The sequence below is a fragment of the Pseudomonas fluorescens genome (assembly GCF_902497895.1).
Taxonomy (GTDB): domain Bacteria; phylum Pseudomonadota; class Gammaproteobacteria; order Pseudomonadales; family Pseudomonadaceae; genus Aquipseudomonas; species Aquipseudomonas fluorescens_BP.
The window spans coordinates 1-19,348 of the sequence record NZ_CABVHQ010000036.1 but is presented as its reverse complement, the minus strand read 5'-3'; the positions used below and the strand labels follow the sequence as shown (position 1 = coordinate 19,348).

The window sequence follows — 19,348 nt, the reverse complement described above, 5'->3', positions numbered from 1 at the left end:
AATGTCACAGAGGGAATCCAGCTTGGCCATTCGCACCTACCAGAACCACACCCCTATACTCGGCGAGCGGGCCTTTGTCGACAGCTCGGCGGTGGTCATCGGCGACGTTGAAATCGGCGCTGACAGCTCGGTCTGGCCGCTGACGGTGATCCGCGGCGACATGCACCACATCCGCATCGGCGAGCGCACCAGCGTGCAGGACGGCTGCGTGTTACATATCACCCACGCCGGCCCCTTCAACCCGAACGGCTTCCCGTTGCTGATCGGTGACGACGTGACCATTGCCCACAAAGTGATGCTCCACGGTTGCACGGTCGGCAGCCGAATCCTGATTGGCATGGGCAGCATTGTCATGGACGGCGCGGTGGTGGAGGACGATGTCATCATCGGCGCTGGCAGTCTGGTGCCACCGGGCAAACGTCTGGACAGTGGTTTTCTCTATGTGGGCAGCCCGGTCAAGCAAATCCGGGCGCTGACTGACAAGGAACAGGCCTTTTTCACCTACAGCGCGGCCAATTACGTGAAGCTCAAGGATCTGCATCTGGCCGAAGGCTACGACCAGGCTTGAACGCTGCGCCATTTACTCAGGAATCACCATGCATTACCAAAGTGTTTTGTTCGACCTTGATGGCACCCTGACTGACCCTCGCGAAGGCATTACCCGTTCAATCCAGTTTGCGCTGAGCAAACTGGGGATTGATGAGCCGGACCTGACCAGACTTGAACACTTTATCGGCCCGCCGCTGCTGCAAGCCTTCATGCAGTTCTATGACTTCGACGAAGCCAGGGCCTGGGAAGCGGTGAATTTCTATCGCGAGCGTTTCAAGGTTACCGGATTGTATGAAAAACGCGTGTTCGATGGCGTCACGCCACTACTGGAAACCCTCAGTGGGCAAGGGCGGCAGTTATACATCGCCACCTCGAAACCCTGGGTGTTTGCGCGGGAAATTGCCCGGCACTTCGACTTCGCCAAGCACTTCAAAGTGATCTACGGCAGCGAACTGGACGGTACCCGCACCGACAAAGTCGAGCTGATCCGCCATCTACTGGCCGAAGAAGGCCTCGATCCAAGGGATACCTTGATGATCGGCGACCGCAAACACGACCTGATGGGCGCCCGACTCAACGGACTGGATGCGGCAGCGGTGGGCTATGGCTTTGGCAGCCGGGAAGAGTTGAGCGCCGAGCAACCGGCGTATCACTTCGAATCGCTGAGCGAGTTGCATCAGGCGTTTTTGCAACGCTGATCAAATCCGTTCATCGACAAGCTTCGCACCCGCCAGGTCAATTGCCGGCGCGAGGCTTGTCCACAATGGCGCTTACAGCGCGAATGGCAATGGCGTACAGATTGTCTGGCGTTGCACCAGACGCTGCTGAAACTCCATAGGGTCGTGAATCAGCACGTCTTGCCCGGCAAAGGATTCGGCGGCGATCAGTCGTGACAACCAGAAACGCACACAGGCCACCCGCAACATCGTCGGCCACAACTCGGCTTCGGCCGCGGTAAAGGGCCGCAATGTTGCGTAAGCACCCAGCAAGGCCCGCGCACGCGGTCCGTCGATCCGCCCGGTTTCATCCGAACACCAGTCATTCAAGGCGATTGCCACGTCGTAGAGCATCGGTCCTGAACAGGCGTTGTAGAAGTCGATCAGGCCGGTCAGGTGCGTGCCTTCGAACATCGTATTATCGCGAAACAGATCGGCGTGGATATTGGCCCGTGGCAGCGCGAGGATTTTTTCCTTGCACTGGTCGAACTCATCCAGAGCGCCTTGCAGCAGGCCACGTTGCTCCGGATTCAGCTTTGGCATCAACTGCGCACCTTCGTCCTGCATCCAGTCCAGACCGCGATCGGTCTTGCGCTCGAGGACTTTACCCAAGGTCGCCAAGTGCAGATGACCGAGCAACTCACCCACCTGCGCGCAGTGCTGGGCGTTCGCCTCTTTGATGTGCTTGCCGGCCAGTCGCGGTTGCAGCAGCGCCGGTTTGCCGGCGAGTTCGCGCAAGGCTTCTCCGTCTGTCGTGCGCAGCGCATAAGGCACCGGCAGATCGGCGTCATGCAGCACGTCGAGCAATTCGATGAAGAACGGCATTTCCTGGACCGGGCCGCGCTCCACCAGGGTCAGGACAAACTCACCCTGCTCAAGGCTGATGAAGAAATTGGTGTTTTCACTACCAGCGGCAATCCCCTGGAAGTCAAGCAGGCGGCCGAGCCCGTAAGGGGCGAGAAAGGTTTCCAGCTCGGGCCGAGCCAGGGGGGTAAACACAGACATGGTTAAAACTGCCAGTACGGGCGCCGCGATCCAGCCAACGCCGATTAAAGTTAAGAACGACCTACCACTCGAAAATTTTCCACGACGGAATCAGCATATCCGGCTCGTCCGAGCGGATAAAGTTGCCATCGGAGCCATCGGCGCGCACCAGGAAGTACGGTTTACCGACCTTCGGAGTGATCTTGATGGCATACAGGAAACCGTTTTGACGGTACTCCTGAATGGTCTTGTCGCCTTCGGTGCGGATGGTTACATCCGGGTCCGCTGAAGGCGCATCATCCGCCGCCATCACTGCCAATGGAGTGATTGCAAACAAGCTGGCCAGCAGCAAGCGATTTAGTGTGCGCATGATAACCTTGTCCCTTTGTCTTCAACGGTCCCGCTATTCTAGCGCCGGACCCGCCGAAAAGGTTGATCCTGCATGAGCCAAGCCCCCCTCGTCCTGGTGGACGGTTCTTCTTACCTGTACCGCGCCTTCCATGCGCTGCCACCGCTGACTACCTCCAGAGGCCTGCCGACCGGCGCCGTCAAAGGTGTGCTGAACATGCTCAAGAGTCTGCGCAAGCAGTACCCGGACAGCCCGTTCGCAGTGGTCTTCGACGCCAAGGGGGGGACCTTTCGCGATGAGATGTTCGCCGAATACAAGGCCAACCGTCCGAGCATGCCCGACGATATGCGGGTGCAGATCGACCCGCTGCATGCGAGCGTGATCGCCCTGGGCTTCCCGCTGCTGTGCGTCGAAGGCGTCGAGGCCGACGATGTAATCGGTACGCTGGCCCGCAGCAGCGCGGCCGCCGACCGCCCGGTGGTGATCTCCACGGGCGACAAGGACATGGCGCAACTGGTCGACGGGCACATTACCCTGGTCAACACCATGACCGGTAGCGCGCTGGATGTGGCTGGAGTGAAAGAGAAATTCGGCGTCGCTCCCGAGCAGATCATCGATTATCTGGCCCTCATGGGCGATTCGTCCGACAACATTCCGGGCGTTCCGGGTATAGGACCCAAGACTGCTTCCGGCTTGCTGGTAGGGGTAAACGGTGGCCTGACCGAGCTGTATGCTCAGCTCGATATCGTCCCGACCCTGCCGATCCGCGGCGCCAAAACCCTGCCGGCCAAGCTCGAAGAGCACAAGGAGATGGCATTCCTCTCCTATCGACTGGCGACCATCAAGATCGACGTACCGCTGGATGTCGGTCTGGATGACCTGAAAATGGGTCCGCCGGATCACGACAAGCTCGCCGAGCTCTATACCCTGCTGGAGTTCAAGAGCTGGTTCGAGGAGAACCAGCGAGACGCCAAGCGTTCCGGCCAGGAAGTCGCCGCTCCGGTCGCCGAAGAAGCCGCCGTCGATACCGAACTCAAGTACAGCACCCTCCTCACCCAGGCGGACTTCGACCTGTGGCTGAAGAAGCTCAACGCTGCCAGGCTGATCGCCTTCGACACCGAAACTACCGGCGGCGATGCGCAGCAGGCGCAACTGGTGGGTCTGTCTTTCGCCGTACAAGCGAACGAAGCGGCTTACATCCCGCTCACCCATTCCTACATGGGTGTGCCGGAGCAACTCGACCGCGATACCGTTCTGCGGGCGCTGAAACCCATTCTTGAAGACCCGGCCAAACTCAAGGTCAGCCAGCACGCCAAATTCAACATGAACATCCTGGCCAACTGCGCCCTGAATGGCGATCAGGCTTGCGGCATTTCGGTGCAAGGCATCGCCTTCGACACCATGCTCGAATCCTATGTCCTGGACTCGACGGCAACCCGTCACGACATGGACAGCCTGGCGCACAAGTATCTGGGGCACACCACCACCAGCTTTCAGGACATCGCGGGCAAAGGCGTTAAACAACTGACCTTCGACCAGATCTCCCTGGAGCAGGCCGGGCCTTATGCCGCTGAAGACGCCGACGTGACCTTGCGTTTGCACCAGGCCTTGCAGGAAAAGCTCTCGGCGATTCCGAGCCTGGGCAAAGTGCTGACCGAGATCGAAATGCCACTGGTACCGGTATTAGCCAGGATCGAACGCCAGGGCGCCTTGGTCGATGCCAATCTGCTGGGTATCCAGAGCGTCGAACTGGGCGACAAACTGGTCGCCCTCGAACGCGAAGCCTTTGCCATTGCCGGTGAAGAGTTCAACCTCGGCTCGCCCAAGCAGTTAGGAGTGATCCTGTATGAGAAGCTCGGCATGCCGATTCTCAGCAAGACCGCCAAAGGCCAGGCATCGACGGCTGAAGCCGTGCTCGCGGAACTGGCCGAGCAGGATTTCCCGCTGCCCAAAGTGCTGATGCAATACCGCTCCCTGAGCAAGCTGAAAAGTACCTACACCGACCGCTTGCCGGAGCAGATCAACCCGCGCACCGGGCGCATTCACACCTCCTACCATCAAGCGGTAGCGGCGACCGGGCGGCTGTCTTCCAGTGATCCGAACCTGCAGAACATTCCGATCCGTACCGCCGAAGGTCGGCGGATTCGCCAGGCGTTCGTCGCCCCCAAAGGCTACAAGTTGCTGGCGGCCGACTATTCGCAGATCGAACTGCGCATCATGGCCCACCTGGCCAAGGACGAAGGTTTGTTGCATGCCTTCCGCCACAACCTGGACGTGCACAAGGCAACGGCCGCCGAGGTGTTCGGCGTAGAGCTTACCGAGGTCACCAACGATCAGCGCCGTAGTGCCAAGGCGATCAACTTCGGCCTGATCTACGGCATGAGCGCGTTCGGCCTGGCCAAGCAGATCGGCGTCGACCGCAAGCAATCCCAAGCTTATATCGACCGCTATTTTGCCCGTTACCCAGGCGTGCTCGAGTACATGGAGCGCACCCGCGCCCAGGCCGCCGAACAAGGTTTCGTCGAAACCATTTTTGGCCGGCGCCTGTACCTGCCCGAGATCAATGCGAAAAACCCGGCCCTGCGCAAAGGCGCCGAACGCACCGCGATCAACGCACCCATGCAGGGGACGGCAGCGGACATCATCAAAAAGGCGATGATCGCGGTGGACAATTGGCTGACATCATCCGGTCTGGACGCCAGAGTGATCCTGCAGGTACACGATGAACTGGTATTAGAGGTTCGCGAGGACCTGGTCGACCAGGTGGGCGAGGAAATCCGTGGTCACATGAGTGCTGCGGCAACGCTCGATGTACCGCTTTTGGTCGAAGTTGGCGTTGGAAACAACTGGGATGAGGCCCATTAAGGTGTCTTGAAGGGACTTTTTGCTGCGGCATAGTGACGCAGCAAAAGACCAGCTAAGAACTATTAGTTCGGGAAATTCCAGGCCTTATTGCCAATATTTTTTTTTAACCCGCGGAACTAAACCCGTGAACCGCCACTCAGATTTACTGAGTGGGTGGTGAAGCCCATTTCGATTTCGATGCTCCTATGTTGTGTTAAGTGTTGGCAGATATCTGGACCCCGCCCTAGCGGTCCGGAGCTTGGACCCCGAACTTCTCCTCCCCATACGAAGTCCGGGGTTTTTTTTGCCCGCGATTCCTTATTCCGCTGCTTGCGCGCCTTTATCAGCCAACTCCATCCAGCCCGCCAATACAGTGTAGGCGTCTTCCAGGCCCATGCGCTTGGGTGCCGAAAACAGCTGAATGGTAATGGTGTCGCCCCAACCCTTGCGAATGTCTGCCTGAACCTTGAGCAGGGTGTTTTTCGCTGCGCCGTAGGTCAGTTTGTCGGCCTTGGTCAGCAAAATGTGCATTGGCATGCCGCTGGCGACGGCCCAATCGAGCATCAGCAGATCGAAATCAGTCATTGGATGACGGATGTCCATCATCAAAATCAAACCTTTCAAGCTCTCGCGACCGCCCAGATAAGCTTCCAGGTGGCGCTGCCAGTGCAATTTCAGCGGGATCGGCACCTTGGCGTAACCATAACCCGGCAGGTCGACCAAACGACGATCATCGTCTAACTTGAAGAAGTTCAGCAGTTGCGTGCGGCCCGGAGTCTTCGAGGTTCGGGCCAGGCTGGCGTGAGTCAGGGTGTTCAGGGCGCTGGACTTGCCGGCGTTGGAACGCCCGGCGAAGGCCACTTCAAAGCCTTCGTCGTCCGGACATTGGTCGACTTTGGCGGCGCTGAGCATGAAGGTGGACTGTTGGCACAGACCGAGAATGGGGTTCTTGAGTTGCATGAGATATCCGATGTGGGCGGTGCCGAGAATGGACGCGGCGAGCAGTGTCGTTTCCGTTTCAGTAGCGCCAGTATATAATGCCGCAGATTTTGTGTGCGCTTTGTCCCAGCGTAGGATGAGGTTCACGAGAGCGATTGACCTTGATTGCGCATTAGAACGCACCACGCTCTCAACCCTGAAAAGGTCGTTTTATGACGAAATGGCTGCTAGCTGCCGGTGTCTTGATGCCGCTTTACAGCGCTCAGGCTACACAGGATCCGGAAGCTATGTACAACCGTGTTTGTGGAGCCTGTCATTCCGGCCAACTACCCACAGCGCCTCAAAAGGGCGATCAGGAAGCTTGGGCGCCGAGGTTGGCGCAAGGTATGGAGACGCTGGTGCAACACGTAACCCAGGGTTTCAAGGCGATGCCGCCGCGTGGTTTGTGCACGGACTGCAGTGCCGAGGATTACCGAGCAATCATCCAGTGGATGAGCGAGTGATCCCGGCCCATAACTCTTTAACCCTTAGCCGTAGTTGGATTAGCTGATGAACAAATTGATCGTGAGTCTGCTGTTGACCCTGGGGATCTCCGGCATAGCCAATGCTGCAGGCGATGCTACTGCTGGTCAGGCGAAAGCCGCAGTATGTGGCGCCTGTCATGGCCCGGATGGCAACAGCATGGCGCCAAACTTTCCGAAACTGGCGGGTCAGGGCGAGCGTTACCTGAACAAGCAACTGCAAGACATCAAGTCCGGCAAGCGCACCGTCCTGGAGATGACCGGCCTGTTGACCAACCTGAGTGATCAGGATCTGGCCGACATCTCCGCGTACTTCGCCAGCCAGAAGGGCAGTGTTGGCGCCGCCGATCCAAAGGTTGTGGCTCGCGGTGAAGAGTTGTTCCGTGGCGGCAAGCTGGATCAAGGCATGCCTTCATGCACCGGCTGCCATTCGCCGAACGGTGCGGGCCTCGCTGCTGCAGGCTTCCCGCATCTGGGCGGTCAGCATGCCCAGTACATCGCCAAGCAATTGACCGACTTCCGTGAAGGCGCTCGTACCAACGACGGCGACACGAAGATCATGCAAGGCATCGCGGCCAAGCTGAGCAACAAGGACATTGAAGCGGTGTCCAGCTACATCCAGGGCCTGCACTAAGGGCTGATCGATCGGCGTTGCGCCAGGGTCTGCATTTTTCGCAACGTTAACGATCTATTAATCCGTTGATGCGAACATAAAAGGGTGGCTCAGGCCGCCCTTTTTTATGGCGGCTACCGTTACACTAGCGAACTCAAGCCCATCCGGACCTGTCTGATTTCAGGTCACGCGAGGCGACCTTATTTGTCCAGGAGTAAAGCATGCGTAATCTGATTCTCAGCGCCGCGCTCGTCAGCGCCAGCCTGTTCGGCATGGCCGCCCAAGCTGCCAACGAGCCGCTTGAAGCCGGTAAACAATATGTCGAGCTGAGCAGCACCGTGCCGGTTGCCGTACCTGGCAAGATCGAAGTAGTGGAGCTGTTCTGGTACGGCTGCCCGCATTGCTACGCGTTCGAGCCAACCATCAATCCCTGGGTTGAAAAACTGCCTGCCGATGTGAACTTCGTGCGCATCCCGGCCATGTTCGGCGGAATCTGGAACGTTCACGGCCAAATGTTCATCACCCTGGAAGCCATGGGTGCGGAACAAAAGGTTCACAAGGCCGTATTCGAAGCCGTCCACGGTGGCAAGAAGCTCGCGACTCCGGAAGAAATGGCCGAATTCCTGGCAACCGAAGGCGTCGACAAGGATAAATTCCTGAGCACCTACAATTCCTTCGCCGTCAAAGGCAAGGTTGAAGATGCCAAGAAGAAGGCTCAGGCCTATCAGATCACCGGTGTACCGACCATGATCGTCAACGGCAAATACCGCTTTGACCTGGGCACTGCCGGTGGCCCTGAGGGTGCGTTGAGTGTGGCTGATCAATTGATCGCCAAGGAACGCGCGGCACCCAAGGCTGTTGCCAACTAAGCGCGGCACTCGCCATGCGCCGCTGGGGTACTGAACGCATCGTTGGCCTGCATGAACCGCGGGTCAACGAGCATCATCTGGAATCGACTGGCCTGCCCGCAGACAGTCGTCTGCGTCTGCTCAGCTTTAATATTCAGGTTGGCATCAGTACCGAGCGCTATCGGCATTATCTGACCCGGGGCTGGCAGCATCTGCTGCCGCACACCGGGCGTGCCGACAACCTGCAAAAGATTGGCAACCTGCTGGGCGACTTCGACCTGGTCGCCTTGCAGGAAGCCGATGGCGGCAGCCTGCGGTCAGGCTACGTCAATCAGGTCGAACACCTGGCCCAGCTGGGCGCCTTCCCCTACTGGTATCAACAGCTCAACCGTAATCTCGGTCGCCTGGGCCAGCACAGCAATGGCGTGCTCAGCCGCTTGCGTCCGTGGGCCATCGAAGATCATCCATTACCCGGTCCGAAAGGCCGTGGGGCGATCCTGGTACGCTTTGGCGAGGGACCGGAAGCGCTGGTCGTGGTCATGATGCATCTGGCGTTGGGCGCTCGTGCCCGAACCCTGCAACTGGCCTACATCCGCGAGTTGATTGGTGGCTACCGGCACCAGATATTGATGGGTGACATGAACACCCACGCCAGCGATTTGCTGCAAAGCTCTCCCTTGCGCGATCTTGGCCTGTTGGCGCCCCAGCTTGAGGCAACGTTCCCCAGCTGGCGTCCGCAACGCTGCCTCGACCATATTCTGCTCAGCCCCAGCCTGACCCTTGAACGAGTCGAGGTGCTGGCCCAACCCATTTCCGATCACCTGCCGGTCGCGGTAGAGATTCGTCTGCCGGGTTCGCTCACGGCTGATGCATTGCCCGCATTGAGTCCTGACCCCTCGCGGATCCCTTGAATGAGCGACGAAGCCCAGCGCTGGAAAGAAAAGTACCTCAAGAGCATTGAACACCAGGAAAAGCTCGAGCGTCGCTGGGATGCCCGTCTCGATTTGCTTCGTCGCGGTCTGGTCCGCAGTACGCTGGCAGCGGAGGGCACCGACCGGGCCGTTGACCTGTGCATGAAGGAAATGCGCGAAATCATTCGTACCGACGACATGGATGCAGGGCTGGCGGCGTTACTGCCGCGCCTGGAAAAAGCCGTACTCGACTCCGAGCAGCGCCGGGAAACCCGCATTGAGCAAATCGGCTCTGCGCTGACCGCCCTGGTCACTCAGCTGCAAGCCTTGCCGCTGCCTCGAGAGGTAAGTCGACCGCTCAAGAATTTTGCCAAACGACTGGATAGCCGCGTCGGCCAGGCCCGCGAAATCCCCTTGCTGCTCGCAGAGCTCAGTGGCTTGCAAGGTCAGGTGCTGAGCTTGCGGGAGAACCCGGCAGAGGCCAGTCGTCCGGGTTTGCTGCAACGGTTGTTTGGGGGGAGGGAAACGGCTGACGGTCCATCCGGGTCTGGCAATGGTTTGATAGCGCCGCCAGGCCAGCAACCCCAGATGCCCCTTCGAGCTCCCGCTGCCCGCGCGCTGGCTCCGGCCGAACCTGAACGCGAGCATTCTCGGCCGATTGCTGCTGCACCCGCCGCCGTGGCAATTGCTCAGGCAGTGCCGTCTCCTGCCGCAGAGCCCCCCGTATCGCTGGCTTCAGGGCTCGAATGGACTTCAGCTGCAGAACCGGGCGACAGCGCGCCAAACCCCGGGGTGCTGGCTTTTGTCCCGCCAGTGCTGGACTCGCCAGTGCCAAACACGGCGCCGCCGATAGCGGTTCAGGAACCGCCGCAGATCGACTCCACCGCGCCGCCACAGCCCGCCCAGGCAGCCAGTACTGAAGCTGTTCAAACGCTTATCAACCCTGATGAGCCGCTGCCTGCCGCCGACGATGCCGGTCACCAAACACCGGAGTTACTCGACGACCTGAGGTTGTCGTCGATCATGGCGCCGGTGGCTGTTGATGATCCAGAGGCTGCTCAAGCCGTTACCTGCTACGCGCTGCCTGATTCGCCGGAGCCGTCCTACAGCTCAGTGGCCAGGCACATCGAAGATACCCTGGTCGGCCTGCTCGACGAGCTGAGCCTGCCCGAGCGTCACAAGCCACAAGCCGAGTCCATGCGCCTTCGGTTGCAAAATGGCTTGAACTGGTACGAACTGCTACCGATTCTCGACGATCTAGCGGTCTTGATGCTGGCAATTACCGATAGCGGCCAACATGAGTTCGAGGCTTACCTCAAACAACTCAATGAACGTCTCGAGTCCTTCCAGAGCAACCTGCAAGCCGCCAGTGACGGCCATGCCGACAGTCGTTCAGCGGCGCGTGAAATGGATACCCAGATACGCGAACAGGTCGACGGCCTGCAAAGCAGCGTGCAAGAGGCGGCGGATCTGGATGGCCTCAAACATGTGCTGGAGAACCATCTTGAAGGTCTGCTCGGCACTATGGATCAGCACCGCAAGCAACGTGATCAGCGTGAGCAGGAAGTTGCCGAGCGCCTGCAAGGACTGGCCGAGCGCGTGGCGAGTGTGGAGCAGGAAGCCCAGGGCTATCGCGAGCACCTTGAAGAACAACGGCAAAAGGCGCTGATCGATCCGCTGACCGGTCTGCCGAACCGCGCGGCCTGGAGTGAGCGACTGGATCACGAGGTCGCTCAATGGCAGCAACACGGTAACCCGCTGCTATTGGCCATACTCGACCTCGACCACTTCAAGCGCATCAACGATAACTACGGTCATCTGGCCGGCGACAAGGTCCTGAAACTCATTGCCGGAGTCCTGCGCAAGCGTCTTCGCGGCTCGGACTTCATTGCCCGGTTTGGTGGCGAGGAGTTTGTATTGTTGGTTCCCGACACGCCATTAGCGGTCGGAGCAAAACTGGCGGAAAGCCTCAGGGTGGCCATCGAGGCGTGCCCGTTTCACTTTAAAGGGGAGCGGGTAACGATAACCGTCTCCATGGGCATGACGGCATTCAAGCCAGGTGAACACAGTGACCTGGTGCTCAAAAGAGCCGATCTGGGGCTGTACCGAGCCAAAGCTGCGGGCCGCAACAGCGTGGTACTGGACTGATCGCCAATTGTTCCATTTTGTTTTTCTGCCGGTTCTGCGAATGGCTGTACGTTACACTGTTGCATTACTGTCTGCAGCGTACTGCTCTTCCATGAAAATTTTTGCTCTCGTCCTGTCGCTTCTTGTATTGGCCGGCTGCACCAGCGGTCCCAGGATCGACACCAGTCATGTTTCGGTCAACCACGATAGCCGCATTCAGTTCGTGGTGCTCCATTACACCTCTGCTTCGCAGGAGGATTCGCTGGCTTTGTTGACCCATGGCGAAGTCAGCAGCCATTACCTGATTGGCGTCAACCCGCCGACCATCTTCAAGCTAATGGATGAAAGCCTCCGGGCCTGGCACGCCGGAGAAAGTGAATGGCTCGGCCGGACCTGGCTGAACTCCAGCTCCATCGGGATCGAAATCGTCAATCCGGGCTTTCTCGACACCCCCACCGGTCGTGTCTGGTATCCCTACACCGAAGGCCAGATCGAGTCGTTGATCGTTCTGCTAAAGGACATCAGCAAGCGTTACAACATGAACCCACGCCATATCATCGGGCATAGCGACATCGCCCCCATGCGTAAACTCGACCCCGGCCCGCTGTTTCCCTGGAAGCGCCTGGCCGACGAAGGGCTGGGTATCTGGCCCGACGCTCAAGCCGTGGCTCGCCAGCAAGCACTGTTCGCGGCGCAGTTGCCGAGCATCGGCTGGTTCCAGGGCCAACTGGCCCGCCTGGGTTACGCCACGCCTCAGACCGGAGAACTCGATGAGGACACTCGTAATGTCCTGGCAGCCTTCCAGATGCACTATCGCCCCGCACGTTACGACGGAGTGCCGGACGCGCAAAGTGCGGCGATTCTCCAGGTGCTCAACCAGACAAAATATTGACGCCGCCGGGCGGTCCGGGCTATTTCTCAATCAGTTGCTATAACTCATTGGTAATCTTTTGGATCTTTAATCAATGCCAGCCGCTCGAGAGGCCATACGTAGTTGGTTCTACCGCCCCTGGTTGCTGGCGATGCTGGCTGCTGTGCTGAGCGCTGCCTTGCTCCTGATGGGCAGTCTGGGTGTGGCCCTGCATCAGGTTCAGCAACGCGAAAGCCAGCAGATGAATGCTCAGGGAGAGCGCTTTCTCGAGCGCCTGGAACAACTGTTTGGCCAATTGCGAGAAGGCCTTGATGAATTGGAAGGCCAACCGTTGCGAGGCTGCAGCGCCGAAATGATCGCGATCTTGCAGCAGGTCAGCTTCAGTTACCGCTTCGTTTATGAAGCGGCCTACATCGACGACACACAGTCCTGCTCAAATCGCCCGCGCCAAGGCGGCCTCTCTGCCGCACGGACCCCGGACATCACCGGACCCACCTACAGCTATTGGCTGAACACCTCGACGGAACCCAATGAAAACCGTGCGGCATTGATGCTCGGACGCGGCAATTTTCGTGTCGCGACTTCCCGTGGTCATCTGACCGATATGGTTGACCTGTCGCCTGGCAGCAGCTTGCTGGTAGTGCTCGACCATGGCACGAGGGCAATCCCGGTGCTGGGCTCCGCGCAACCCTGGCCACCGACCCAACTCTGGCCTGTGGCCAATACTGATGCGCTACAGGTGACGAAGGATCGGCTGATTTACCATATGCCGACCAACAACCCGGAATACCAGCTGGTACTCATTGCTCCACGCACCAGCCTGCAGGTGGGAATGACCGGAGCCTGGCGCTGGTTGTTACCGATCAGTCTGTTGTTGGCGATCTTGATCGGATGGTTGGTCCTGCAGCTGGCTCGTCAGCGTCAATCACTGGGCGGCGAGTTGCAGGGAGCCTTGCGTCGTGGCGAGTTACAGGTCTTGTATCAACCCATTTTCGATCTGCGCAACCGGCAATGTGTCGGAGCTGAAGCCCTGCTGCGCTGGCGTCGGCCGGACGGTACCTTGACCAGCCCGGACCTGTTTATCCCCCTGGCGGAAAACACCGGACAGATACGCCAGATCACCGACTTTGTATTGCAGCGCCTGCTGGAACAATTGGGTCAGCTGTTGCGGTCCAATCCGCAGCTGTACATTTCAGTCAACCTGGCGGCCTGCGATGTGATGGTGCCTCGTGTCGGGCAGGTCATGGCCCGCTTGCTGGCCCTGCATCGGGTGGCGGCGCGACAGATTGCCTTTGAAGTGACCGAGCGTGGGCTGATCGACGTGGACATCGCCCGGGACAACCTGCAGGCGTTGCGCGATGTTGGCCATCAAGTACTGATCGATGATTTTGGTACTGGCTATTGCAGCCTGGCCTACCTGCAAACCCTGCCCGTGGACTGTCTGAAAATCGACAAAGCCTTTATTGATGCCCTGGGGCACGATGCCGCGAGCAGTGGCGTCGCACCGCATATCATTCGAATGGCGCATGCCCTGGAACTCAAGGTGATTGCCGAAGGGATCGAATATGAGTCCCAAGCCTCTTTGCTGAGCAGCGAGGGAGTGAACTTCGGGCAGGGCTGGCTGTTTGCCCATGCCTTGAGTGCCGTGCAGTTCACCGAGTTGATCACCCGGGGTCGCCGAATGGCGTCGCGGCGCCTGGATGACGAAGCCTGATTGCACGCCGAGTGCCTATAACGGCAGCGTCATATAAAACTGCGTGCCTTGCCCCGGTCGTGAGTAGACGCCCATGCGCCCACCGTGCAGTTGCACGATTTCCTTGCACAATGCCAGACCCAGACCGGCGCCGCCCTTCTTGCGCCCGACCTGTACGAAAGGCTCGAAAATCCGCCCTTGTTGGCCGTAAGCGATGCCTTCGCCGTTGTCCTCGACGCTGATAATCACCCGCTCGCCGTGTCGACGGGCCTGCAATCGGATCTGCCCGTCCCGGCCAGTATGGCGCAGCGCATTGCCAATCAGGTTATCCAGCACCCGCTCGAGCTGTGCCTGGTCAGCTTGCAGCCAGGGCAGTGGTGATTGCACTTCCACCCGCAAATCGATGCCTTGCACGCTGGCTTGCTCAGCGAAACGACCTTGGGCCTGATCAAGCAGATCGATAATGGGGCAGGGTGCAAGCGTGAGCTTTTGCAGTCCGTTCTGATAGCGCGAGAAGTTCAACAGGTCGTTGATCAACTGCATCAAACGCTGCATTTCTTCATTAACGGTGTTAAGCAGGTCAGCCTCGCGAGAGTCGTCGGCAAAATGCACTCGTTCCTGCAGCAGACCAAAGGCCATGTGCATCCCGGTGACCGGTGTGCGCAGTTCATGAGAGGCACGTAACACGAACTCACTGCGGACCCGTTCGAAGGTGCGCTGCTCGGTGACGTCGTGCAGCACCATCACCGCACCGAGGATGTGCCCCTGGGTATGACTGACCGGTGTCAGGCTGTAAGTCAGCAGCCGCGACTCGCCATCCACCTCGATGCTCAAATCCTCCGGTGCCCGTTCCAGACTGCCGCCGCGCAGCACCAGTTGCAACTCGTCATCAAGCTCTGGACGTTCAAGTGCCGTGCCCAAGCCCTGACCCAGTCGTTCCTCGTCCCAACCCAATTGTCGTTGCGCCACCGGGTTGAGATGCTCCAGACGCCCTTGTCGGTCAATCATCAGCAGGCCGTCGTCGATGCTGTCGAGCACTGCCTGTAAACGTTGCTGACCCGCGAGCAACTCATCGACATTGGTCGCCTGATGCTGACGCAGGGCTTCGGCCATGATCCCGAAGCGCCGGGTCAGCAGATTCATTTCCGCCGCCGAGGAAATCGGCAGCGTCACCTCGAAATTGCCCTGGCCGATATTGTCCGCGGCCTTGGCCAGCGCCTCGATGGGCGCGCCGAAGCGTTGGGCGATCCCGTGGGCGGTGATAAAGCCGATGATCAGCACCGCCAGCCCCACCAGCCCAAGCAATCCGCTGATCAGCAGCGCACGTTCTCTTGCCTGGAGTTGGGTTTGATAGATGTTGTCCAGTGCTCGCTTGTGTTGGGCGATCAAGCCATTGCGCAACACATTGAATTTTTCGCTCAGACTCGGGTTTTCACTCAGGTTTTGCAACTGTGCCTTGGCGCGATCGAACTCGTCGAGAAAGCTCAGAAAGTCTGCTCGGGCCTGGGTAAAGCCCTGATGCTGATCATCCATGCCCTGCTCGTGTTGAATGCCTTGATCGAGCAACTCGAAGTACTGCTGCCTGGACGCCTCCAACGCTGCCGGGTCAGGCTTCTCGTTCAGCATGAACATAAACTGATCGCCCAGGGTCTGTCGCAGCTTCAGCCCTAGATCGAGGCTGATGAAGTTGCTGCGGATCATCGACTCCTGGGTATTGGCCATCTGCATGACGCCGACGAGCCCGAGCAGCAGCCCGAGCAAAGCGACGGTGATCAGCGCCGAAATACTCAGAAACAGCCGAGTACGCAGCTTCATTGGGCGCCGCTCATAAGTTGTACTGTTTGCGTTTTCGGTACAACGTCGAGGCATCGATGCCGAGCGTCTTGGCGGCTTGATCAAGGGTGTCACTGGTGGCCAGCACCGCACCGATATGGGCTTTTTCCAGCTCGTCCAGGCTTAACGCTGCACCGATTCGCGGAGCGTTGTTGGTTGGCTGTTCAGCCATGCCCAAATGGCTGATTTCTACCCGCTCCTGTGGGCAGATGATGCTCGCGCGCTCGACCACGTTACGCAGTTCGCGGATGTTGCCCGGCCAGCGATAGTTGAGTAACGCTTCACGGGCTTGATCACTGAAACCGCGAGCCGGCCGTGCGTATTCCTTGACGAAGCGTGCCAGGAAGCGATCCGCCAGGGTCAGAATATCCTCACTGCGCTCGCGCAGAGGCGGCAGGTGCAAGGTGATGACATTCAACCGATAGAGCAAGTCTTCACGGAAGCGCCCCACGCGGACCATGTCTTCGAGGTTCAGGTTGGTGGCGGCAAGGATCCGTACATCGGCTCGACGAGTCACCGGGTCGCCGACCCGTTCGTACTCCTTGTCCTGAATGAAGCGCAACAGCTTGGGTTGCAAGGCCAGGGGAAAGTCACCGATTTCATCGAGAAACAGAGTCCCGCCATCAGCCTGGTTGACCCGACCCAGCGTGCTTTCGCTGGCACCGGTGAAGGCCCCGCGGCTGTGGCCGAACATCTCGCTTTCCATCAGCTCGGCGCTCAGCGATGGACAGTTTATGGTGACACAAGATTTCTTCGCGCGCTTGCTCCAGCCATGAATGGCTTGGGATAGTTCACCTTTACCCGTACCGGACTCGCCGAGGATCAGAATATTGGCATCGGTACCGGCAACCTGGCGTGCGGTTTCCAGCACCACTTTCATCGCCGGGCTGTGGGAGTCCAGGCCGTCCTTGGGTTTGCGTACTTCGCCTTCGAGCGCCTCCAGCCGCGCCGAGAGCTGACGCACTTCCAGTTGCTTGGCCGTGGCGAGGCGCAGTTGGTCCGGGCTGCAAGGCTTGACCAGATAATCCGCGGCCCCCGCCTGGATCGCATCGACGGCGGTATCCACGGCGGAGTGGGCAGTGACGATCACCACCCGCATCCAGGGCGCCTGAATACGCATCTGTGCCAGCACATCGAGGCCATTGTCTTCGCCCAGGCGCAGGTCGAGGAAGCACAGGTCGAATACCTGGCGTTGCAACAACGCATCTGCTTGAGCCGCGCTGTTGGCGGTAGCCACGGTATAGCCTTCGTCTTCCAGGCAGTAGCGGAAGGTGCGCAGGATAGCGGACTCATCATCCACTAGAAGAATACGCCCCTGATGGTCCGTGGCTGATTCCATTTCCTGCGCTCCTTAATGAATGATCTTAATTTAGTCCCGGAAAAATCGGGCAAGTTGCATGGTCAATCTTGATCCAATCCGCAGAGTCCCGGTTAGCTATCTATTCAAGATAATACTAACCCTATGATTCAGTTGGCTTTTTAAAAGAAAGCCAAGAATTCAACGCGCTCACACTCTCCCTTGTGACAGCCACGAACTCCGTTGTCTCCAAAAATTTTTCGATTTCCTCGGCATAGATCGTGCAATACGCACGACGCACGACGCACGGGACACCATCGTGCAAGATGCGTTTGAAAGTGTTTTTCATTAAGTCATAACCAATTGAATTTAATAGGTTTTTTTCAAAACAAAAGCTGGCATGCGGGCTGCAAGTCAGAGTCACCCAAGGCGCTTTTAACTTTTAAGAAGTGCCCTCGAACGACAACCCGTGTGGGAGGAGCTTCAGGATGATTCGCCAACGTCTCGCCCAATTGCCTATCTCGCCTCTGCATCTGCAGCAAGGGCTGTTTGCCAGTCTGGCACTGCTCCTCACGCTGATGGGTGGTCAGCAGTTCCAATGCTGGGATCAGAGCCAGCAAGAAGTGGCGCCACGCCTGTCGACCCCGCACACCACGCAAACCCATTTCAGCGCAGTCAGCAGTCAGTTTGCTGATTCCGCCCCCCTGCACCTGATGGATGTTGACCAGGCACAACCCGTGACCGAGTCGCCTCCTCAGGAACGCTGGGTGTTTTAGAACCAGAACTTGGCGCGCATTGATCGGCGCCGGGAATCGCTAGAAGTAAACGCAACACCTTTAATTAGATGCGTAAGGAGAATCACCATGTTGAGCTGGGCAATCACCTTCTTGATCATTGCCATCATCGCCGCGGTATTGGGCTTCGGTGGTATCGCGGGCACCGCCACGGGTATCGCCAAGATTCTCTTTGTCGTGTTCCTGGTGATGTTTATTGCTTCCTTCTTCTTTGGCCGTCGTGGCCGAGGCTGAACATGAGCGTTTCGCTAAAGACATTGGCAGCCGCCCTCTTTCCGGGCGGTAGTGCCATGGCGATGGCTGCCAACGACAGTCAGGCACGGGTTTCCCACTGACTAATCGCCGACACGCCAGGCCAGGTATCGCGTCATCGGCAAGCCGAACGATGGCATACAGGTCTGGCGCAAAGACCAGCTGAAGGCTGGTACTGAGTTCAATTCGAGAAAGAAGTCGGAACATTTCCTTCTTTCTTTTGCGCCACCCGAGGAAGGCAGGCGCATGACCAAGGGGCCGGGACGTTCTGATCGATGCAGATCGGAGTGACCTAGGGGTACATGGGGTGCCTCCGCAAGGGCCGGGTCAGGAAATGCGCTGCAAGCTCGCAAGCCACTCATGGCTGGGCGGGCTTGCGGCGTGTTTGAAAAACGCAAAGCCTTGACCTAGAGCAGTCCCCTCGATCCTCATATCCTATCCTGTGAAAATTTCTCCATTATCCCTCTCAACCGTTTCTCGGTGTTTCATCGCGACCGTACATCGAGAAACCTTGGGCTAATTCCAACGTCACTTTCGTCTTTCGCTGCAGGTTATTTCCCTGATTTTCGTCGTAATTCATACCCTCAATAAATCCCTGATTTCCTCTGCGATGGCCGGTTCACGGTACTTATGCCTGCCGATATGTCGTATTCGAACCAGTTGGGACGATAGTCTTGTTTTGGGGATCTCATGCCGATTCGGCATAGGGTAGGCGTTTACGGCATTAGACGCGCCCCTCTTGCATCGGAATAGTTGCGCCTTTTTTCGCCTGCCGAAGAGCCGTAAATGCTCGCTCGCGGTGACCTTATACGGGGGCAGATGCATCGACTCTTTCGCGTTTGCGCGTTCCAGTTTATGCATCTTCCCGAGTCCACTTGAAAAATAAGGGTAATGATATGAAGAAGGCAAAACTAAGCCTCGCCTGGCAGATCCTGATCGGTCTGGTATTGGGGATTGCAATTGGGGCGCTGCTCAACCATTTCAGTGCCGAAAAAGCCTGGTGGATCAGCAACGTCCTGCAACCAGCGGGCGATATCTTTATCCGTCTGATCAAGATGATTGTGATCCCGATCGTGGTCTCGTCGCTGATTGTCGGCATTGCTGGCGTGGGGGATGCGAAGAAACTCGGGAGCATTGGTCTCAAGACCATTCTTTACTTCGAAGTGGTGACTACCATCGCTATCGTTGTCGGCCTGGTGTTGGCCAA

General features: G+C 58.3%; 18 protein-coding genes. 13 read left to right on the top strand and 5 right to left on the bottom strand.

Going from position 1 to position 19,348, the window contains the following annotated elements; all coding sequences use genetic code 11:
- The first annotated feature begins 22 nt into the window (after positions 1 to 22).
- A complete protein-coding gene (locus F8N21_RS18325) occupies positions 23 to 568 on the top strand; it encodes a gamma carbonic anhydrase family protein (protein WP_150643459.1) in 546 nt (181 codons plus the stop codon).
- 28 nt (positions 569 to 596) lie between these two features.
- Positions 597 to 1,247: an HAD family hydrolase gene (locus tag F8N21_RS18320; RefSeq protein WP_150643458.1), complete on the top strand. Its 651-nt coding sequence runs from the start codon at positions 597 to 599 to the stop codon at positions 1,245 to 1,247.
- A 72-nt stretch (positions 1,248 to 1,319) separates the two neighbouring features.
- Here F8N21_RS18320 and F8N21_RS18315 read toward each other — a convergent pair whose 3' ends face one another.
- Positions 1,320 to 2,270 carry a homoserine kinase gene (locus F8N21_RS18315; RefSeq protein ID WP_150643457.1) on the bottom strand — a complete coding sequence of 317 codons (951 nt, stop codon included), beginning with the start codon at positions 2,268 to 2,270 and terminating at the stop codon, positions 1,320 to 1,322.
- A 61-nt stretch (positions 2,271 to 2,331) separates the two neighbouring features.
- A complete protein-coding gene (locus F8N21_RS18310; protein ID WP_150643456.1) occupies positions 2,332 to 2,619 on the bottom strand; it encodes a DUF2782 domain-containing protein in 288 nt (95 codons plus the stop codon).
- Between the two features lie 72 nt (positions 2,620 to 2,691).
- Here F8N21_RS18310 and polA point away from each other — a divergent pair, with 72 nt between their 5' ends.
- The gene (gene polA / locus F8N21_RS18305; protein ID WP_150643455.1) at positions 2,692 to 5,463 is read left to right on the top strand and encodes a DNA polymerase I; all 2,772 of its coding nucleotides are present in this window, start codon (positions 2,692 to 2,694) and stop codon (positions 5,461 to 5,463) included.
- 297 nt (positions 5,464 to 5,760) lie between these two features.
- Here the strand turns inward: polA and yihA are convergent, their stop codons facing one another.
- The gene (yihA, locus tag F8N21_RS18300) at positions 5,761 to 6,402 is read right to left on the bottom strand and encodes a ribosome biogenesis GTP-binding protein YihA/YsxC (RefSeq protein WP_150643454.1); all 642 of its coding nucleotides are present in this window, start codon (positions 6,400 to 6,402) and stop codon (positions 5,761 to 5,763) included.
- Positions 6,403 to 6,593: 191 nt separating this feature from the next.
- On the opposite strand from yihA, the gene F8N21_RS18295 reads away from it, so the two are divergent.
- From F8N21_RS18295 to F8N21_RS18265, 7 genes are all read left to right on the top strand, one after another.
- On the top strand, positions 6,594 to 6,884 hold the full coding sequence (locus F8N21_RS18295; RefSeq protein ID WP_150643453.1) for a c-type cytochrome: 291 nt from the start codon (positions 6,594 to 6,596) through the stop codon (positions 6,882 to 6,884).
- 46 nt (positions 6,885 to 6,930) lie between these two features.
- A complete protein-coding gene (locus tag F8N21_RS18290) occupies positions 6,931 to 7,536 on the top strand; it encodes a c-type cytochrome (protein WP_150643452.1) in 606 nt (201 codons plus the stop codon).
- Between the two features lie 200 nt (positions 7,537 to 7,736).
- Positions 7,737 to 8,384, top strand: coding sequence for a thiol:disulfide interchange protein DsbA/DsbL (locus F8N21_RS18285; RefSeq protein ID WP_150643451.1), 648 nt, complete (start codon positions 7,737 to 7,739; stop codon positions 8,382 to 8,384).
- Positions 8,385 to 8,398: 14 nt separating this feature from the next.
- On the top strand, positions 8,399 to 9,274 hold the full coding sequence (locus F8N21_RS18280; protein WP_150643450.1) for an endonuclease/exonuclease/phosphatase family protein: 876 nt from the start codon (positions 8,399 to 8,401) through the stop codon (positions 9,272 to 9,274).
- On the top strand, positions 9,275 to 11,422 hold the full coding sequence (locus F8N21_RS18275) for a diguanylate cyclase (RefSeq protein ID WP_150643449.1): 2,148 nt from the start codon (positions 9,275 to 9,277) through the stop codon (positions 11,420 to 11,422). It abuts the gene before it with no gap.
- A gap of 91 nt (positions 11,423 to 11,513) precedes the next feature.
- Positions 11,514 to 12,293 carry an N-acetylmuramoyl-L-alanine amidase gene (locus F8N21_RS18270; RefSeq protein ID WP_150643448.1) on the top strand — a complete coding sequence of 260 codons (780 nt, stop codon included), beginning with the start codon at positions 11,514 to 11,516 and terminating at the stop codon, positions 12,291 to 12,293.
- A 73-nt stretch (positions 12,294 to 12,366) separates the two neighbouring features.
- Positions 12,367 to 13,986, top strand: a complete 1,620-nt coding sequence (locus F8N21_RS18265; RefSeq protein WP_150643447.1) for an EAL domain-containing protein — start codon at positions 12,367 to 12,369, stop codon at positions 13,984 to 13,986.
- Positions 13,987 to 14,001: 15 nt separating this feature from the next.
- Here the strand turns inward: F8N21_RS18265 and F8N21_RS18260 are convergent, their stop codons facing one another.
- The gene (locus F8N21_RS18260) at positions 14,002 to 15,780 is read right to left on the bottom strand and encodes an ATP-binding protein (RefSeq protein ID WP_150643446.1); all 1,779 of its coding nucleotides are present in this window, start codon (positions 15,778 to 15,780) and stop codon (positions 14,002 to 14,004) included.
- Between the two features lie 10 nt (positions 15,781 to 15,790).
- On the bottom strand, positions 15,791 to 17,137 hold the full coding sequence (algB, locus tag F8N21_RS18255) for a sigma-54-dependent response regulator transcription factor AlgB (RefSeq protein ID WP_150643445.1): 1,347 nt from the start codon (positions 17,135 to 17,137) through the stop codon (positions 15,791 to 15,793).
- Between the two features lie 446 nt (positions 17,138 to 17,583).
- Between algB and F8N21_RS18250 the strand changes: the two genes are divergently transcribed.
- From F8N21_RS18250 to F8N21_RS18240, 3 genes are all read left to right on the top strand, one after another.
- On the top strand, positions 17,584 to 17,871 hold the full coding sequence (locus tag F8N21_RS18250; RefSeq protein ID WP_150643444.1) for a hypothetical protein: 288 nt from the start codon (positions 17,584 to 17,586) through the stop codon (positions 17,869 to 17,871).
- An 87-nt stretch (positions 17,872 to 17,958) separates the two neighbouring features.
- Positions 17,959 to 18,123, top strand: coding sequence for a DUF1328 domain-containing protein (locus tag F8N21_RS18245; protein WP_003177151.1), 165 nt, complete (start codon positions 17,959 to 17,961; stop codon positions 18,121 to 18,123).
- Between the two features lie 914 nt (positions 18,124 to 19,037).
- Positions 19,038 to 19,348: cation:dicarboxylate symporter family transporter (locus tag F8N21_RS18240; protein WP_150643443.1), on the top strand; the 311-nt coding region annotated here is incomplete at its 3' end.

Coding starts and splice junctions, on each gene's coding strand:
- F8N21_RS18320 (WP_150643458.1), top strand. CDS start 597: ATGCATTACCAAAGTGTTTTGTTCGACCTTGATGGCACCCTGACTGAC.
- F8N21_RS18315 (WP_150643457.1), bottom strand. CDS start 2,270: ATGTCTGTGTTTACCCCCCTGGCTCGGCCCGAGCTGGAAACCTTTCTC.
- F8N21_RS18310 (WP_150643456.1), bottom strand. CDS start 2,619: ATGCGCACACTAAATCGCTTGCTGCTGGCCAGCTTGTTTGCAATCACT.
- polA (WP_150643455.1), top strand. CDS start 2,692: ATGAGCCAAGCCCCCCTCGTCCTGGTGGACGGTTCTTCTTACCTGTAC.
- yihA (WP_150643454.1), bottom strand. CDS start 6,402: ATGCAACTCAAGAACCCCATTCTCGGTCTGTGCCAACAGTCCACCTTC.
- F8N21_RS18295 (WP_150643453.1), top strand. CDS start 6,594: ATGACGAAATGGCTGCTAGCTGCCGGTGTCTTGATGCCGCTTTACAGC.
- F8N21_RS18290 (WP_150643452.1), top strand. CDS start 6,931: ATGAACAAATTGATCGTGAGTCTGCTGTTGACCCTGGGGATCTCCGGC.
- F8N21_RS18285 (WP_150643451.1), top strand. CDS start 7,737: ATGCGTAATCTGATTCTCAGCGCCGCGCTCGTCAGCGCCAGCCTGTTC.
- F8N21_RS18280 (WP_150643450.1), top strand. CDS start 8,399: ATGCGCCGCTGGGGTACTGAACGCATCGTTGGCCTGCATGAACCGCGG.
- F8N21_RS18275 (WP_150643449.1), top strand. CDS start 9,275: ATGAGCGACGAAGCCCAGCGCTGGAAAGAAAAGTACCTCAAGAGCATT.
- F8N21_RS18270 (WP_150643448.1), top strand. CDS start 11,514: ATGAAAATTTTTGCTCTCGTCCTGTCGCTTCTTGTATTGGCCGGCTGC.
- F8N21_RS18265 (WP_150643447.1), top strand. CDS start 12,367: ATGCCAGCCGCTCGAGAGGCCATACGTAGTTGGTTCTACCGCCCCTGG.
- F8N21_RS18260 (WP_150643446.1), bottom strand. CDS start 15,780: ATGAAGCTGCGTACTCGGCTGTTTCTGAGTATTTCGGCGCTGATCACC.
- algB (WP_150643445.1), bottom strand. CDS start 17,137: ATGGAATCAGCCACGGACCATCAGGGGCGTATTCTTCTAGTGGATGAT.
- F8N21_RS18250 (WP_150643444.1), top strand. CDS start 17,584: ATGATTCGCCAACGTCTCGCCCAATTGCCTATCTCGCCTCTGCATCTG.
- F8N21_RS18245 (WP_003177151.1), top strand. CDS start 17,959: ATGTTGAGCTGGGCAATCACCTTCTTGATCATTGCCATCATCGCCGCG.